This is a genomic window from Lysinibacillus sp. ACHW1.5 (assembly GCF_022014815.1).
In the GTDB taxonomy this organism is placed as follows: domain Bacteria; phylum Bacillota; class Bacilli; order Bacillales_A; family Planococcaceae; genus Lysinibacillus; species Lysinibacillus capsici.
This window is the reverse complement of sequence record NZ_CP091777.1, coordinates 1,426,432-1,441,203: the sequence shown is the minus strand read 5'-3', so window position 1 is coordinate 1,441,203 and position 14,772 is coordinate 1,426,432. Positions and strand designations below refer to the sequence as shown.

Sequence of the window (14,772 nt, the reverse complement as noted above, 5' to 3'; positions counted from 1 at the left end):
CCCAATCTTTAGATGATGTTTTCTAAACCATAAACAAGCTGATCCATTTTCATAACCTCTTCTATGCAAAATGCAACACCCGACATAAAAGAATTACGGTTTAATGAATCATGGCGAATCGTTAGTAGCTGCCCATCCCCTCCAAATAATACTTGCTGGTGTGCCACTAAACCAGGTAAACGTACGGAGTGAATGCGCATACCGTCAAAATCTCCACCTCTTGCACCTTTAATGGTTTCTTGCTCTTCTAGATGTCCTTGTGCCTTTGGCGTACGGACCTCTTGTATTAACTGTGCCGTTTTCACCGCTGTCCCAGATGGTGCATCAAGCTTCTGATCATGGTGCATTTCTATAATCTCTACATCTGGTAAGTATTTGGCTGCTTCTTTTGCAAACTTCATCATTAGGATAGCACCAATCGCAAAGTTTGGTGCAATAATGCAACCTAACTCTTTTTCTTTGGCCATGGCTGATAATTCCTCTAGTTGTGCATCTGTAAATCCTGTTGTACCAATTACAGGTCGTACATTTAAATTCAGTGCTTCCTTTGTATGTTTGTAGACTGCATGTGGATTAGTTAAATCCACTAATACATCTGGTGCAGTTGCTTCTACAAGATCATGCATTTCTGTAAATATAGGCACTGTATAGCTTGCTGGAAACATATCTAAATCAGCTAAAGTTTTTCCTACTTCCTTATAATCTAGTACAGCTACTAATTCCATTTTGTCATGTTTCATGACCGTATGTACAGCCTCAGCTCCCATTTTTCCTCTTGCTCCCGCAATTGCTACACGAATCGACATCATTCTTCATCCTTTCTAGTCCAGCGATCCTTATCTCTAGTTTCAAATTTATGTATGACGCGTAAAAGTGCTTCATCTAGTTTAATACCTTGGGCATTTGCAAAACAGACTAGTACAAAGAAAAAGTCTCCTAATTCCTCTTCAATACTGTTTATATCCTCTGTACTCTTTTTCTTTTTCTGTCCATAGACATCCTGAACTTCGCGTGAAAGTTCGCCTAATTCTTCTGTTAGACGTGCAAGTAATTCAAATGGTGGAAAATAGCCTTCTTTAAATTGTCCTATATAGTCATCGACACGCTGTTGTAAAGCTTGCATTGTTAGTTGATCTGCCATAAAAATCACACTCCTATTTACCATCGTATAAAATTTACACCATTGTTGTCAAAACCAATAAAATGTCAGATAATAGATAACACTACTTCATTTGTTTGGAACTACAGGAGGTCAAATGCTAAAACAGATTAAAATACGTAATATTATCGCGATTATGCTCGGAGCAGCAGTTTTCAGCTTCGGCTTTGTTCACTTCAACATCCAAAATCAACTGGGTGAAGGTGGACTAAGTGGGATTACACTCATACTATATTTTACATTAGGATGGGACCCCGCCTTAATGAACCTGTTATTAAATATTCCCATGTTTATCATAGGTTATCGATTACTTGGAAAAAAATCATTTGTCTATACGCTTGTCGGCACTTTATCCGTATCTCTTTTTCTAAAGATTTTCCAAAAATATCAATTTACCATCCATTTAGAGGATGACATGTTACTTGTAGCACTTTTTGCTGGTGTCTTTGTTGGATTGGGACTTGGGATTGTCTTTCGTTTCGGTGGCACTACAGGTGGTGTCGATATTTTGGCACGACTAGGGCATAAATATTTTGGCTGGAGTATGGGGAAAACCATGTTTGTCTTCGATGCCATCGTCATCATTCTTTCTTGGCTGACGTTCTTGGATGCTCGTTCCATGATGTATACATTAGTAGCCGTATTTGTTGGAGCCCGTGTCATTGACTTTGTACAAGAAGGTGCTTATGCGGCTCGTGGTGCGCTTATCATATCAGAAAAGTCTGGAGACATTGCTGAAACAATCGCTCTTCGAATGGAGCGTGGTATCACCATTTTAGAAGGACATGGTCATTTTACGAAACAACCTAAAGAGGTGATTTATTGTGTAATTGGCCGCAATGAAGTTGTACGGTTAAAATCTATTGTGCATGAAGTTGATCCGCACGCATTTGTTTCCATCATTGAAGTACGAGATGTGGCAGGAGAAGGCTTCACACTAGACGATCAAAAGCAGCCCCTTCATTAAGCATACGAAGATAAAAAACTTGCTATAGTGGTGTACCACTATAACAAGTTTTTTTCTTAGTCGTCGCTACGCATATTGGTAAAAATTAAAATTAAACGCAATAACTCTAGTACAGCTACCGCTGCCGCTGCTACATATGTTAATGCTGCAGCACTTAATACTTTTCGTGCTGGGCGTTCTTCTTCATTTGTAATAATGCCAAGTGAATTCATTTGAACTAATGCTCGCTTTGAGGCATCAAACTCCACCGGAAGTGTCACTAATTGGAAAACAACACCTGCTGCTAATAATATGATACCTAATAGCAAGAAATTCGTACTACTCGCAAAAATACCAATCATGACAAAAATCCAAGACGCATTTGAAGAAATATTTGCCACTGGGACTAGCTTACTACGTAATGTAAGCATGGAATAAGCTTCTTTATGTTGGATGGCGTGACCTACCTCATGGGCAGCAACCGCAGCACCTGCAACACTTGCTTCATAAAAGTTACTTTCTGATAAAGCCACAGTTTTGGTTGCCGGATTATAATGATCAGACAACACACCTTGTGTTGGCACAACTCGTACATCATATAAGCCGTTTGCATCTAAAATCGCACGCGCTACCTCTGCACCAGTTTGCCCCTTCATTGTACGTTGCTTTGCAAATTTATTATACGTACCCTTTACCTTCATTTGAGCATAAAGTGGAAGCAGCATAATAATCACAAAATAAACAATATACATGCTCGTTGACAATTTTCTAACCCCTTTCTACCTCGATACTATAATTCTATAATTTATACCCTAATTCGGCAAATATTTGCGCCACCTAATTGAGAAAATGGCAAGTAAAATACATGCAATTGATAACCAGAATGTAAAGTAACCAATATAGTTTGTGTAATTGGCTAAATCTCGATACATAGGCATTTGCCCAAATACATAGTCAATGACATCATTATGCAATGTCCAAACAGCAGCTATTACAACATGCCAATAAGTGAAGACATATTTCTTCATATATAGTACAGCTTGTACGGCCATGGCAAAATGTGAACCAACTAACATCCACCCCTGCCAGCCAATAGAACCTGTTTCAATTAATGTCCAAATATTCATCACATCTGCCCATAAGCCATATTTCACCAACGTAACAAGGGCAAGTACTTCCATCAGTGGCCAGCTTTTCCCCATAATCCAAGCTATTAACACAAAACAAAAGAATAAACTGGCTGTCGGGCTATCTGGAACAAAAATATAAAAAATAGGCTCTGTGATAGCAAGCTGCCACCCATACCAATAAAAGCCATAAATTGTACCTAGTAGATTAACAATTAGTAGCGCAATCAAGAATGATTTATGGGTCAGAAGGTACCAAATATTTGCTCTTGTTAGTTGCATGATGTTAACTCCTTCCGATAAAAACAATCCATTATTTATGTATGGTCTGAAATTCTAGAGTTTTACTCTACCTTTCAATTGTATCTCACCATCAATATGTGTTATTTTATTGTTTTAATTCGCTTACTTGTTTCAGGAATACATGTTTTTTCGACATCTTTCGCTAAAAATCCTTTATACAAGGGAACCTTTTTGTATGGCTTCCAGTCCCAATAGTATAACAAGGTAGAAAAAAAAGAGCCAGTTTCCTGACTCTTTTACTACTACTCTGCTTTTAAGCTTTCGATGAATTCAGCAAGTTTTTGAAGATCTTCATCTGAACCTGTCCATAATCCTGGTGGCATGTTACCGCGACCATTATGAGCAATGTCCTTAATCTCATCAGCTGTTAAACCTGTGTTCATTAGAGACGGCGCACCTGCTCCACCTTCTAAGCCTTCACCGTGACATGTAATACATGCAGAACCAGCGTATAGTTTATAACCTTCCGATTCTTTATCGAATTCAACTGTTTCTACGATTGCACCCATAGCTTTTTGAGCTTCCCAGTCATGGTTAACAACTGACTCCCAAGTTAGGTAGAACATAGCAGCTAAAGTTAATAACATAAACGCTGTTGGCAATGGACGTTTAGATGGACGACGTTCTGGACCCTTGTCTAAAAATGGCATTAATAATAGCGCTCCAAATGCAAGACCTGGAATTACAATAGCTCCGATTACATTGTATGGACCAGAAGCAAATGAGTATTTTAAAAGTTGATACATAAATAAGAAGTACCAGTCCGGTAGTGGTGTATATGCTCTAGTTGGATCTGCCGGCCCTTCAAGTGGTGACGGGTGAGCGACAGTTAATAATAAGTATCCAATTAAAAATACAGCACCTACCATCCATTCCTTCAGTAAGAAGTTCGGCCAGAAAGCTTCCGTCTTACCTGGATATTCGGAATAATCCTTTGGAACATTCGGCATTCTGTGATTCGCTTTAATACGAGAATCGCCGACAAATTTCATTCCTTTTCCGCGATGCATAGTGTCCCCTCCTTTTAAAGATCATCGAACCGTCAAGACAATTACAACGGTCCTGAAATTCCTTGACGACGAATCATGATAAAGTGCGCTGCAAGTAACCCAAACAATACTGCAGGTAAGAAGAATACATGAATCGCAAAGAATCGAGTTAACGTTTGAGCACCAAGAATCGTTGTGTCACCCGCTAATAATACTTTAATCATCCCACCGATAAACGGTACAGATGCTGCAATTTCGATACCTACTTTAGTAGCGAATAATGCTTTCATATCCCATGGTAATAAGTATCCTGTAAATCCAAGACCCATCATTACACCAAAAATACCTACACCAACCATCCAGTTTAACTCACGAGGTTTTTTATAAGAACCTGTGAAGAATACACGAAGTGTATGTAAGAACATCATTACGATAACTAATGAAGCTCCCCAGTGGTGCATACCGCGTACGATTTCACCAAATGCTACTTCGTTTTGTAAATAATAAACTGATTTCCAGGCATTCACAACGTCTGGTACATAGTACATTGTTAAGAACATACCAGATAGAATTTGAATTACTGTGATGAAGAATGTTAATCCACCAAAGCAGTAAACGAATGCTGAAAAATGATGTGCAGGGTTAACGTGCTCTGGCACTTCGTGGTCGGCAATATCACGCCAAATCGGTGTAATATCTAGGCGTTCATCGACCCAATCATAAATTTTATTTAGCACTGTTGTCGTACCCCCTTACTTATTTAACTAGAGAATTTGCTTTAGCTGGACCAATCATTAAATAGCCATCTTGTTCTTGTACTTCAAATTCATCCAACGGACCTAGAGGCGGTGTACCTGCAATGTTTTTCCCGTTTTTCTCATAACGTCCTGCGTGGCATGGACAGAAGAATTGACCTGGGTGTGCAGAATCTCCATTCCAGTCAACCATACATCCTAAATGCTTACAAACAGGTGAAAGGGCAATGATTTGATCGCCACTTTTATAAACCCAAGCTACATCTGTAACCTGTGATTTATACCATGCATCCACTTGTTCATATGAAAAGTCCACTTTTACAGGCTCTTCAGTCAAGTCAGCGATTTTATGCTCTGTTTTTACAAAATCCCCACCCTCATGCTTTTGTAGCACAGGATCAATTGCAAAGCGAAGCATTGGCATTAGCATACCTGCCGCCATAAATCCACCTACACCAGTAAGAGTATAACTTAGAAATTGACGACGTGAAACTCGATTATTACTCATTATTTTCCCCCCTCTAACTTAAAGGTCAGTCCAACGGACATACTTTTACAAATAGTAATACTAGGACATATATATGATATATCAAGTCCATAGCTTGGTCAATATAGCATTCTGTGGAAAGCTGGAGAATGTGAACATTTATTGAAACTAATTGTTAAATCTGTGCCCATTTAGTCGAAAGCATTGGAATCACTTGTCGCAATTGATCTTCTAGAATGGATTTTTTCACACTGGCATCCATACTTTCTAAAGGAATCGCTGGTAACCAAATCATATTGACTATCTCTCCACTCTTTGTCCAATAATGGTCACAAGTAATGAAGAACACATGCTTAAATCCAGCATTATGTAATTGTGCTTCTAATTGCTGTGGTAAATCATCGTTTTTTAAAGTTGTCATATAAGAAAATGGTGGCATGACTAGTAGTCGACCTTTAAACTGCTGCTCTATAAAAGAAGTTAAAGACATGACAAAATCTACCTCGGCACCACTTTGTTTCATTTTTTCAGAAGAGAGATCAATGGATACAAGTGGAACAACCGCGGTATCAATAAAATCTTTTTGTGCCATAAACGATGTTACATCGTTTGCATTAAAATACATTCAACAAACCTCCTTTTATCGCAAAATAAAAATGTCCTTTTCCACTCTTCAATAGGATACCCAATTAAAAGTGAAAACAATCATTCACTAGTAATGTTACCATATTGAAATGGATAAAGGACATTCAATTTTTACCTATAATTAACGTAAATTAGCCGTTTCCTTCAATGCTTGTAACAAATTAGACAATTCATAAAATCGCACTTCATCTCCCTGGTCGAGGGCTTCATCAATTTGTGCAAGTAATTTCTCTTCTTGGAATACGAGTAAGCTATTGGAAAGCAGCTCTTCTGCCAGTACACGATCTTTTTCACTGACGAGCAGTGTTTCTGGCATATAAGGGTTTTCTTCAAGAACTGCTAAGTATTGTGCACTTGGTGGTATATTAGGAAAATTCAATTGTATATACATATCTTCTTGTTCATGTAAGCGTAAATCATGGAAAGACTTCTCAGCATCTGCCGTCATCACATTGCCTTTATAGAAACGAAAAGGCACACCTGTTGAGTCTACTGTTGACATCACCATTGCCCTAGGACAATAGTGAGCTTCTTCCACAAAACGGATTCTTTTTAACAAGTCATCATTACTTAATAGGTAATTTAAAATCCATACACACTCACGACGTTTCAATTGATAATTTTTTAAAAACCATCGAACAAATGCTTTTTTATCAACAACTGATACAGAAGCAGTCATACCCACTCCCTCCTTTACTCAAATTCTAAGGTTTCTAACTTCTCCTGCCACTCTGGTTCACCCGGTTGAATGTTGATTAATTGTCCAAGAACCTCTTTTGCCTCTGAACGCTTTCCTTCTTCTAATAAGAAGTAAACATATTTTTCTAAAAATGTTGCGTCTTCCTTAAAATCATTATATGCCAAACGGTAAAATTCGTATGCACGGTCGTACAATTCTAAATTTTCATATGCCTCTGCCGCAAAAGGATATAAAGTGCTCCATTCAAAATCATTTTGCTGTAATGTCTCAAATAACTCGATTACATCCTCATGGCGCTCCTGTTGTCCAAACACTGAAATAAGTGCTAGTACCGCTTCCATATATTCAGGATCGAGCGCTATAGCTTCTCTCAGATGTTGCTCAGCTTCTTCTGGCAAACCATTTTTCAATGCCATTTTACCAGCGAATAAATAAAGCGATTTATCATATTCATCACGCTTTAACCCCTCTTGAATGGCAGCATAGGCTTTTTGATTATCCTCTGTCATTGCATAGCTTTCCGCAAGCAATAAATAGGCTGAGAAGTAATCAGGATCTAATTCTTTCAATTCCTCTAGTTGTTTAATAGCCATCTCGTATTTTTGTGACTGGAAGGCTGAATAAGCAGCTCCAAATAAAATATCGGGCTTTACTTCATCTTCAAGGGCTTTGACATAATAATCGAATGCCGTCTCATAGGCTGCACCTGCACGATAAACCTCCGCTAGTCGTTCAACAAGTTGAATACCAGCAAATTCATTTTGCTGCTCATATAAGTCCTCATACAGTCTTGCTGCCTCTAAAAAACGACCTGTTTCAAATAAAAGTTCTGCTTTCGCAAAATGTAATAATGGCTCGTCTGGTAAAATCGCTAATGCTTCATTTATACGCTTTTCTGCAACCTCAAATAACCCTTGCATTTGATAATAATCAGCTAATACCAATAATGCCTGTGGATATTCTGGTGAGGTTTCTTCAATTTCTAATAATAAATCTAATGCTTCATCTTCATTACCAAGCTCCATTAGGACATTGGCACGATCTATTTTTAACTGTGCTTCTTCTGGGAATAAAAATTGTAAATGCTCCAGCACACGGTCAGCTTCCTTCATGTACCCATACTGCATAAAAATCTCAGCAAGTGCATAGATCTCCTCGGGTAGCTCCTTCATTAAAAATGATTCTAGTAGCTGATCTATTAATGCTAAATCCCCTTGTTCAAGTGCTTGCATCATTTCAGTCATCGCATTGTTCACAGTCATTCACCTATTCTTTCGTTGATACCTTTATGCTACAAAACATTTACCTCTGAAACAAGAAAAAACTCCCCAAAAGCTTGGAGAGCCTCCTTTAATTGTTACTTCACTGCCTCAATATGCTCAAAGAACGATGGGTAGGATACAGCAATGCATTGTGCATCATCTAGTGTAACAGCTCCGTCTGTTAGTAAAGCTGCAACAGCTCCCATCATGCCGATACGATGATCGCCATAGGTTTGAAGGTTTGCTCCTTTTAAAGGCGTTGGTCCCTCAATAATCATACCATCTTCTGTTGCTTCAATCTGGGCACCAAGTTTCTTCAATTCAGTCACAACAGCCGTGATACGGTCAGTCTCCTTCACCTTTAGCTCCTCGGCATCTTTAATGATCGTTTGACCATGTGCTTGCGTAGCGAGTAATGCAAGAATTGGAATTTCGTCAATTAAACGAGGAATAATATCTCCTTCAATTATTGTACCAGTTAAAGAAGATGTGGCGATTTGGATTGTTGCTGTTGGTTCAGCTTGATTATCATCATTTGGTGTTAGTGTCATCGTGGCACCCATTTTTTGCAGCACCTCAATAATGCCATCACGTGTTGGATTAATACCCACATTATTTAGTGTTAGCTGACTATTTTTGCAAATGGCTCCTGCCACTAAGAAAAAGGCAGCCGATGATATATCTCCTGGCACAGAAACATGCGTCCCATTGAGAGCTTGTCCTCCTTCTATCGATACTACGCCATTATCTACTTCTACATGTGCACCAAATTGACGCAGCATTCGCTCTGTATGATCTCTCGAAACATCCATTTCTCTAACAATAGTTGTTCCTTCAGCACGCAAGCCCGCTAGTAAAATAGCAGATTTCACCTGTGCACTTGCTACAGGCATCTTGTAATCAATGGCTTGTAATTTTGTACCTTGAATGGCTAGCGGTGTATATTGCCCGTCTGCACGCCCTGTAATTTGTGCACCCATCTGACGCAGTGGATCTATAACACGTCGCATTGGTCGCTTTCCGATGGATGCATCACCAGTCATGACTGAATGAACATTAGAACCAGCTAAAATGCCTAGCATTAAGCGTGTTGTAGTACCAGAGTTACCCGTATACAACACTTCTGTCGGCTCCAGCCAACCATTGATTCCTGGACTATGAATGGTTACATTTGTTCCTTCCACCTCAATTTGAACGCCAAGTTTCTGGAAGCAATCGATTGTGCTTAAACAATCTTCACCTAATAAAAAGCCCTCTACTGTCGTTGTCCCACTAGCAATGGCCCCAAACATCACGGAGCGATGAGATACAGATTTATCGCCTGGAATGGTTAAAGCGCCCTGTAAAGAAGGTTTGTTGTATTGCAATACTTTTTCACTCATGAACTTTATTCCCTCCAATATGAAGATAGAAAGCGCCGAAATACCGACGCTTTCTTATGCTAAGAAATATACGTTTCGAAATTTGCTCGTTTTTGAATACATGCTGCAGCACGTTCGCGATCATTTTCACTTTGGAAGCTAATGACTAGAATACCGAAAACATCTTCTCGTGATTCGACGATGCGTAGATTCGTAATACTAATTGCTTCATCTGCTAAAAAGCCTGTCACTTCTGAAATAACACCTGGATAGTCAGGAACATCAACATATAAGTCGAAGGGTGTATACATAGCCCCTGCACTAATCGGTAATTCATCTCTCAGTTCTTTGGCAACAGCAAAATAGTTTTCAATATCCTGTGAGGAACCATCTGTCAGCAGTTCCTTAATGCGTGTCATTTCTTTTTCCCAGCCATCTAATTGCGTGAGTAGCTCCTCGCGATTTTGCAGCGTAATATCTCGCCATAAAATGGGATTCGAAGAGGCGATTCGTGTCACATCACGGAAACCTCCTGCTGCAAGAGAACGTGTCATTGGGTACTCGCCATTCTCTCCACCTAATTGATGGACAAGTGAGGCAGCAATAACATGTGGGAAATGACTCACCACAGCAGTCATGTGATCATGTTCACTGGCAGATACACTGACTACTTTTGCATGTGTAAATTTTAGCAAACTTTCAAGCTGTGCCATATGAATAATTTCTTCTCCAGCAAGCGGTGTAAGCATGTAATATGCATTTTCAAAAAGATGCGCCTTTGCAGCCAGCACACCACTTTTATGAGACCCCGCCATTGGATGTCCACCAATAAACGTTATGCCAAGTTCTCGTAATTCGCTGGCTTTTTGCATAATTAATTTTTTTGTACTCCCTGTATCTGTTACAATGACTTTATTTTTCAATGGCCATGATTTTAATTGCTCCATCCAATCCAATGTTGCATTAACGGGCGTCCCGAAGATAATAACATCAACATCAGCCGCAACAGCCAGTGGATCTGCGACAATCTCATGCACAATATTTAATGTTTTCGCATGCTCGCGTGTTTGAGCGTCCATGTCATAGCCAATAATTTTTGTTTCCGGTGCTTTTTGCAAAGCAAGGGCAATAGAACCTCCGATCAATCCTAGCCCTATCACGAGTACTTTGCGTGTCATGCAAATACCCCTTGTTGTTTTAACACTTCATCAAGTTGGCTAAGCAATGCTGCATTTTGAGCCTCTGTTCCAATTGTCACACGGATAAATCCTGGTAAGCCTAATGCATTACCACTGCGCACGATAAAGCCTCTTTTCATCAGCTCTTGGAAAACAACATCACTATCAGCATGGGTATCAAAGAAAATAAAGTTTGTATCAGATGGGAAGTATTTTAAATTATGCTTGTCACAAAATTCTACATATTGTTTTTTGCCTTTTTCATTGGCTTCACGGCAGGCTTCAATATAATCTTGGTCACTAAGCGCAATGGCAGCAACAGCTTGACTTAAGATTGTATTATTGAATGGTGCACGCACAGGATCAAGCTTAGCAATAACATCAGGTTGACCAATAGCATAGCCAACGCGGAACGAAGCTAAGCCATATGCTTTAGAGAATGTACGCAATAAAAGAACATTCGCATATTCATCAATGATTGGTAACGTATCCTTGTGGTCTGGATGTGTAACATATTCAATGTATGCCTCATCAAGCACGACAAGGACATCGCTTGGAACCTTTGCAAGAAAGGCACGCAATGCAGCATCAGGAATGACAACTCCTGTAGGATTATTGGGACTACATACCCAAACAATAGAAGTTTGGTCATCAATTGCAGCCAACATTGCCTCTAGATCATGTGCTCCATCTTGACAAGGCACTTTACGTACTTCAGCACCTTCAATTTCAGCATTGTGCCAGTATTGAGAGAAGGAAGGGTCGGCCATAACCGTGTTTACCCCTGGATACAACAGAGCACGAGTAATAATAGCAATGATGTCATCAGAGCCGTTACCAAAAAGAAGCTGTGTCTCTTTCACACCTAGATGATTTGCCACAGCAGTACGTAGGTTTTGTGCATAGCCATCTGGATAAAGTGCATGATTCACTGCATTATTTTGTAAATAAGCTGTTACCTTAGGTGAGCACCCGAATGGATTTTCATTCGATGCCAATTTAATAACTTCCTTTAAGCCATATTCACGTTGCACTTCTTCAATTGGTTTACCTGGCTTATATGCTTGCATACCGTCCAATTGTTGTTTCCACTTCATCTAAAACATCTCCTCTACTTATTTAGCCTGAGCCAAATCTGGTCTTAATTTCACTGCATCATTGAGATACAAGTGCTTTACATCTTTTTGGGCTACCTCTACGTTTGCATGTATTAATACACGAATACATAATGGTAATGCTTCTGGCACATCCATTTCATGTGTACACATAACAGGGACATACTGCCAGCCATCCATCAAGCGTACTGCACGAGCAGGAAATGCTGAGGTAATATCTGGCGTTGTTGAAATGAGGATCGATGCGATATCATCAATGTCCACATTATTTGCTGCCACAACCTCACGCACTAATCTTGCTGTCTCATCCCATACAAGCTCTGGCTTGTCAGATTCAATTGTTATTGCTCCTCTAAGTCCACGAATCATACAAGCACCTCCGCTAATAACTGTCTATATTCAGCATCTATTTCTTGACATTCTTCTAAATCAATAGCTTTGACAAAAGGTTTTCCTATTTTTTCTAAAAGAACAAATTGCAAAATGCCATATTCCGCTTTTTTATCTTTCATTAGGTAGCTAGATAATTGTTCAAATGAATAATCACTCACAGCCTTAAAAGGATAGCCGTTTTTTATCGCAAACTGTAAAAAGGATTGGGTGAACGTTCGATCAATTTCTCCATATCGTTCACTCAATAGAAGACAATAGACGAGTCCAATCATAACCGCCTCACCATGAGCCACTTTGCCATAACCCGCAGCTGCCTCAATGGCATGTCCATATGTATGGCCTAGGTTTAAAAACTTTCGAACGGATTGCTCTGTTTCATCCTCAGCAACAATTTGTGCTTTCACTTCAATTCCTTTTTTTAGTTGCTTTGCTAGTTCATTTTGATTAAAATGGATCACCGAATCTCCTGTCATTAATTCCTCCAGCCAGTTCGGGTCAGAAATCATGGCATGCTTAATTAACTCTGCTGTTCCTGAACGTACCTCACGCTCTGATAAACTTTCTAAAAGAGCTGTATCATATATCACACCCTCTGGCTGATAAAATGCACCAATCATATTTTTTCCTAGTGGATGATTAATGGCCGTTTTTCCACCGACTGCCGAATCATGCGCTAGAATAGTTGTTGGAATTTGAATAAACGGAATCCCACGCATATAGGTTGCCGCAACAAAACCTGTTAAATCACCAACTGCTCCTCCTCCAAAAGCAAAAATGAAGGATTTTCGGGAGCATTTTTGCTCTAATAGAAATGTTTGAGCAGCGTTGTATTGATCAAAGGTTTTGCACGCTTCTCCACCTGGCAAAATAAAGACCTCAAAGTGGTACGGGAAATTTGCTTTGAAGTACTCTCCCTGTGCTGCCCAAACATTGACATCTGTAAACACAAAGAGCTTATCCGCTTTTTGAAGTTTATCAGCAAATGCCTCCACAGCTTCAGTTAGAAATTGATGCCCAAGAACAACTTCATATTGATGCGATTTTGTTGCTACTGGTACACGCATAACTTAGAACCCCTTTGTATATTGACGATGCTCGTCAATTTGAGCTTGTAATTGTGGTAGTTGATCACTATGGAATTGCTCTAAAATTGCATTCGCTATTTCCCAGGCAATAACATGTTCTGCAACTACAGACGCTGCTGGTACTGCACAGCTATCAGAGCGCTCAACACTCGCTTTAAACGGCTCTTTTGTTTCAATATCTACACTTTGTAATGGTTTATATAAAGTAGGAATTGGCTTCATCACACCACGTACAACAATTGGCATACCTGTTGACATACCGCCTTCTAAACCACCAAGTCGATTGGTTGCACGAGTATAACCTTCTTCTTCAGACCAGATGATTTCATCGTGTACTTCAGAACCTTTTCGACGTGCCATTTCAAAGCCAAGTCCAAACTCTACTCCTTTAAATGCATTAATAGATAGCATAGCAGCAGCAAGCTTTGCATCCAGCTTACGATCATAATGTACATAAGAACCTACACCTGCTGGCATGCCTTCTACAATGACTTCTACAACACCACCGATCGAATCGCCGGCCTTTTTCGCTTCATCAATTGCCTCAACCATTTTCGCAGAGGCGATTGGATCTACACAGTAGCAAGCATCCGCTTCGACAATTGCACGAATTTCTTCTGTTGTTTTTCCTTCTATTAAAGAAGTATCGGCTTTAATTCCCACTATCTCTGTAACATGCGCAACAATGGAAATGCCTAGTTCATTAAGTAACGCCTTTGCCACAGACCCAACTGCTACTCGTACAGTTGTTTCACGCGCAGAGGAGCGCTCTAATACATTCCTTAAATCACGGTGACCATATTTCATGCCTCCAACTAAATCTGCATGACCTGGTCGTGGACGTGAGATTTGACGCTTGATATCTTCAGGATTGATATCATCAGCTAATGGCTCTGCTCCCATAATTTTAGTCCAGTGCTTCCAGTCATCATTTGTGACAACGAGTGCAACAGGAGATCCAAGTGTCTGACCATGACGAACACCAGCTACAATCTCCACTGTATCTGTTTCGATTTGCATGCGACGCCCACGTCCATGACCTCCTTGGCGACGTTTTAAATCGTGATTAATTTTTTCTGCTGTAATGGGTAAGAGTGACGGTAAACCCTCAATAATTGTCGTTAATTGAGGTCCGTGAGACTCACCTGCTGTTAAGTAACGCATAAACACTTTCTCCCTTCAACTCGCTAAAGTATGTATTTTTCACTATAACATATATTCTTTAAAAAAACAGTCCTTTTACGAATGTCTTTTAAGTAGTTACCAT

The 14,772-nt window shown here is 39.7% G+C and carries 17 protein-coding genes; 1 reads left to right on the top strand and 16 read right to left on the bottom strand.

Features of this window, described 5'->3' with window-relative positions; all coding sequences use genetic code 11:
- Nucleotides 1-8 precede the first annotated feature (8 nt).
- Both dapB and L6W14_RS06835 read right to left on the bottom strand, forming a co-directional pair.
- Nucleotides 9-806 carry a 4-hydroxy-tetrahydrodipicolinate reductase gene (gene dapB, locus L6W14_RS06840; protein WP_131519674.1) on the bottom strand — a complete coding sequence of 266 codons (798 nt, stop codon included), beginning with the start codon at nucleotides 804-806 and terminating at the stop codon, nucleotides 9-11.
- Nucleotides 806-1,141 (bottom strand): nucleotide pyrophosphohydrolase, encoded by a 336-nt coding sequence (locus tag L6W14_RS06835; RefSeq protein WP_054550714.1) that lies wholly within the window; start codon nucleotides 1,139-1,141, stop codon nucleotides 806-808. Before L6W14_RS06835 ends, dapB begins: the two co-directional genes overlap by 1 nt.
- Before the next feature lie 115 nt (nucleotides 1,142-1,256).
- Between L6W14_RS06835 and L6W14_RS06830 the strand changes: the two genes are divergently transcribed.
- Nucleotides 1,257-2,126 carry a YitT family protein gene (locus tag L6W14_RS06830; protein ID WP_131519673.1) on the top strand — a complete coding sequence of 290 codons (870 nt, stop codon included), beginning with the start codon at nucleotides 1,257-1,259 and terminating at the stop codon, nucleotides 2,124-2,126.
- Between the two features lie 56 nt (nucleotides 2,127-2,182).
- Here the strand turns inward: L6W14_RS06830 and L6W14_RS06825 are convergent, their stop codons facing one another.
- The 14 genes from L6W14_RS06825 to aroC form a co-directional block, all read right to left on the bottom strand.
- Entirely contained in the window at nucleotides 2,183-2,857 is a 675-nt protein-coding gene (locus L6W14_RS06825; RefSeq protein WP_036077718.1) for a zinc metallopeptidase, read from the bottom strand.
- 60 nt (nucleotides 2,858-2,917) lie between these two features.
- On the bottom strand, nucleotides 2,918-3,514 hold the full coding sequence (locus tag L6W14_RS06820; protein WP_237900059.1) for a lipoprotein heptaprenylglyceryl N-acetyltransferase LhaT: 597 nt from the start codon (nucleotides 3,512-3,514) through the stop codon (nucleotides 2,918-2,920).
- A 263-nt stretch (nucleotides 3,515-3,777) separates the two neighbouring features.
- Nucleotides 3,778-4,545 carry a menaquinol-cytochrome c reductase cytochrome b/c subunit gene (locus tag L6W14_RS06815; RefSeq protein ID WP_004232669.1) on the bottom strand — a complete coding sequence of 256 codons (768 nt, stop codon included), beginning with the start codon at nucleotides 4,543-4,545 and terminating at the stop codon, nucleotides 3,778-3,780.
- A gap of 41 nt (nucleotides 4,546-4,586) precedes the next feature.
- The gene (qcrB, locus tag L6W14_RS06810) at nucleotides 4,587-5,261 is read right to left on the bottom strand and encodes a menaquinol-cytochrome c reductase cytochrome b subunit (RefSeq protein ID WP_004232663.1); all 675 of its coding nucleotides are present in this window, start codon (nucleotides 5,259-5,261) and stop codon (nucleotides 4,587-4,589) included.
- A 19-nt stretch (nucleotides 5,262-5,280) separates the two neighbouring features.
- Nucleotides 5,281-5,787: a QcrA and Rieske domain-containing protein gene (locus L6W14_RS06805; protein WP_004232660.1), complete on the bottom strand. Its 507-nt coding sequence runs from the start codon at nucleotides 5,785-5,787 to the stop codon at nucleotides 5,281-5,283.
- A 154-nt stretch (nucleotides 5,788-5,941) separates the two neighbouring features.
- Nucleotides 5,942-6,391 (bottom strand): DUF2487 family protein, encoded by a 450-nt coding sequence (locus L6W14_RS06800; RefSeq protein WP_048389840.1) that lies wholly within the window; start codon nucleotides 6,389-6,391, stop codon nucleotides 5,942-5,944.
- A 141-nt stretch (nucleotides 6,392-6,532) separates the two neighbouring features.
- The gene (locus L6W14_RS06795; RefSeq protein ID WP_048389838.1) at nucleotides 6,533-7,090 is read right to left on the bottom strand and encodes a ReoY family proteolytic degradation factor; all 558 of its coding nucleotides are present in this window, start codon (nucleotides 7,088-7,090) and stop codon (nucleotides 6,533-6,535) included.
- A gap of 14 nt (nucleotides 7,091-7,104) precedes the next feature.
- A complete protein-coding gene (locus L6W14_RS06790; protein ID WP_004232654.1) occupies nucleotides 7,105-8,373 on the bottom strand; it encodes a tetratricopeptide repeat protein in 1,269 nt (422 codons plus the stop codon).
- Between the two features lie 95 nt (nucleotides 8,374-8,468).
- On the bottom strand, nucleotides 8,469-9,755 hold the full coding sequence (aroA, locus tag L6W14_RS06785; protein WP_131519670.1) for a 3-phosphoshikimate 1-carboxyvinyltransferase: 1,287 nt from the start codon (nucleotides 9,753-9,755) through the stop codon (nucleotides 8,469-8,471).
- Nucleotides 9,756-9,814: 59 nt separating this feature from the next.
- Nucleotides 9,815-10,912: a prephenate dehydrogenase gene (locus L6W14_RS06780; protein WP_131519669.1), complete on the bottom strand. Its 1,098-nt coding sequence runs from the start codon at nucleotides 10,910-10,912 to the stop codon at nucleotides 9,815-9,817.
- Nucleotides 10,909-12,009, bottom strand: a complete 1,101-nt coding sequence (gene hisC, locus L6W14_RS06775) for a histidinol-phosphate transaminase (protein ID WP_131519668.1) — start codon at nucleotides 12,007-12,009, stop codon at nucleotides 10,909-10,911. Before hisC ends, L6W14_RS06780 begins: the two co-directional genes overlap by 4 nt.
- Before the next feature lie 18 nt (nucleotides 12,010-12,027).
- Nucleotides 12,028-12,396 carry a chorismate mutase gene (aroH, locus tag L6W14_RS06770; RefSeq protein WP_004232646.1) on the bottom strand — a complete coding sequence of 123 codons (369 nt, stop codon included), beginning with the start codon at nucleotides 12,394-12,396 and terminating at the stop codon, nucleotides 12,028-12,030.
- Entirely contained in the window at nucleotides 12,393-13,484 is a 1,092-nt protein-coding gene (aroB, locus tag L6W14_RS06765; protein WP_016994409.1) for a 3-dehydroquinate synthase, read from the bottom strand. Before aroB ends, aroH begins: the two co-directional genes overlap by 4 nt.
- A gap of 3 nt (nucleotides 13,485-13,487) precedes the next feature.
- The gene (aroC, locus tag L6W14_RS06760; RefSeq protein ID WP_131519666.1) at nucleotides 13,488-14,669 is read right to left on the bottom strand and encodes a chorismate synthase; all 1,182 of its coding nucleotides are present in this window, start codon (nucleotides 14,667-14,669) and stop codon (nucleotides 13,488-13,490) included.
- Between the last annotated feature and the right edge of the window lie 103 nt (nucleotides 14,670-14,772).

Coding starts and splice junctions, on each gene's coding strand:
- L6W14_RS06790 (WP_004232654.1), bottom strand. CDS start 8,373: ATGACTGTGAACAATGCGATGACTGAAATGATGCAAGCACTTGAACAA.
- aroA (WP_131519670.1), bottom strand. CDS start 9,755: ATGAGTGAAAAAGTATTGCAATACAACAAACCTTCTTTACAGGGCGCT.
- L6W14_RS06780 (WP_131519669.1), bottom strand. CDS start 10,912: ATGACACGCAAAGTACTCGTGATAGGGCTAGGATTGATCGGAGGTTCT.
- L6W14_RS06795 (WP_048389838.1), bottom strand. CDS start 7,090: ATGACTGCTTCTGTATCAGTTGTTGATAAAAAAGCATTTGTTCGATGG.
- L6W14_RS06825 (WP_036077718.1), bottom strand. CDS start 2,857: ATGTATATTGTTTATTTTGTGATTATTATGCTGCTTCCACTTTATGCT.
- aroC (WP_131519666.1), bottom strand. CDS start 14,669: ATGCGTTACTTAACAGCAGGTGAGTCTCACGGACCTCAATTAACGACA.
- dapB (WP_131519674.1), bottom strand. CDS start 806: ATGTCGATTCGTGTAGCAATTGCGGGAGCAAGAGGAAAAATGGGAGCT.
- L6W14_RS06820 (WP_237900059.1), bottom strand. CDS start 3,514: ATGCAACTAACAAGAGCAAATATTTGGTACCTTCTGACCCATAAATCA.
- aroB (WP_016994409.1), bottom strand. CDS start 13,484: ATGCGTGTACCAGTAGCAACAAAATCGCATCAATATGAAGTTGTTCTT.
- aroH (WP_004232646.1), bottom strand. CDS start 12,396: ATGATTCGTGGACTTAGAGGAGCAATAACAATTGAATCTGACAAGCCA.
- L6W14_RS06805 (WP_004232660.1), bottom strand. CDS start 5,787: ATGAGTAATAATCGAGTTTCACGTCGTCAATTTCTAAGTTATACTCTT.
- L6W14_RS06800 (WP_048389840.1), bottom strand. CDS start 6,391: ATGTATTTTAATGCAAACGATGTAACATCGTTTATGGCACAAAAAGAT.
- L6W14_RS06830 (WP_131519673.1), top strand. CDS start 1,257: ATGCTAAAACAGATTAAAATACGTAATATTATCGCGATTATGCTCGGA.
- L6W14_RS06835 (WP_054550714.1), bottom strand. CDS start 1,141: ATGGCAGATCAACTAACAATGCAAGCTTTACAACAGCGTGTCGATGAC.
- L6W14_RS06815 (WP_004232669.1), bottom strand. CDS start 4,545: ATGCATCGCGGAAAAGGAATGAAATTTGTCGGCGATTCTCGTATTAAA.
- hisC (WP_131519668.1), bottom strand. CDS start 12,009: ATGAAGTGGAAACAACAATTGGACGGTATGCAAGCATATAAGCCAGGT.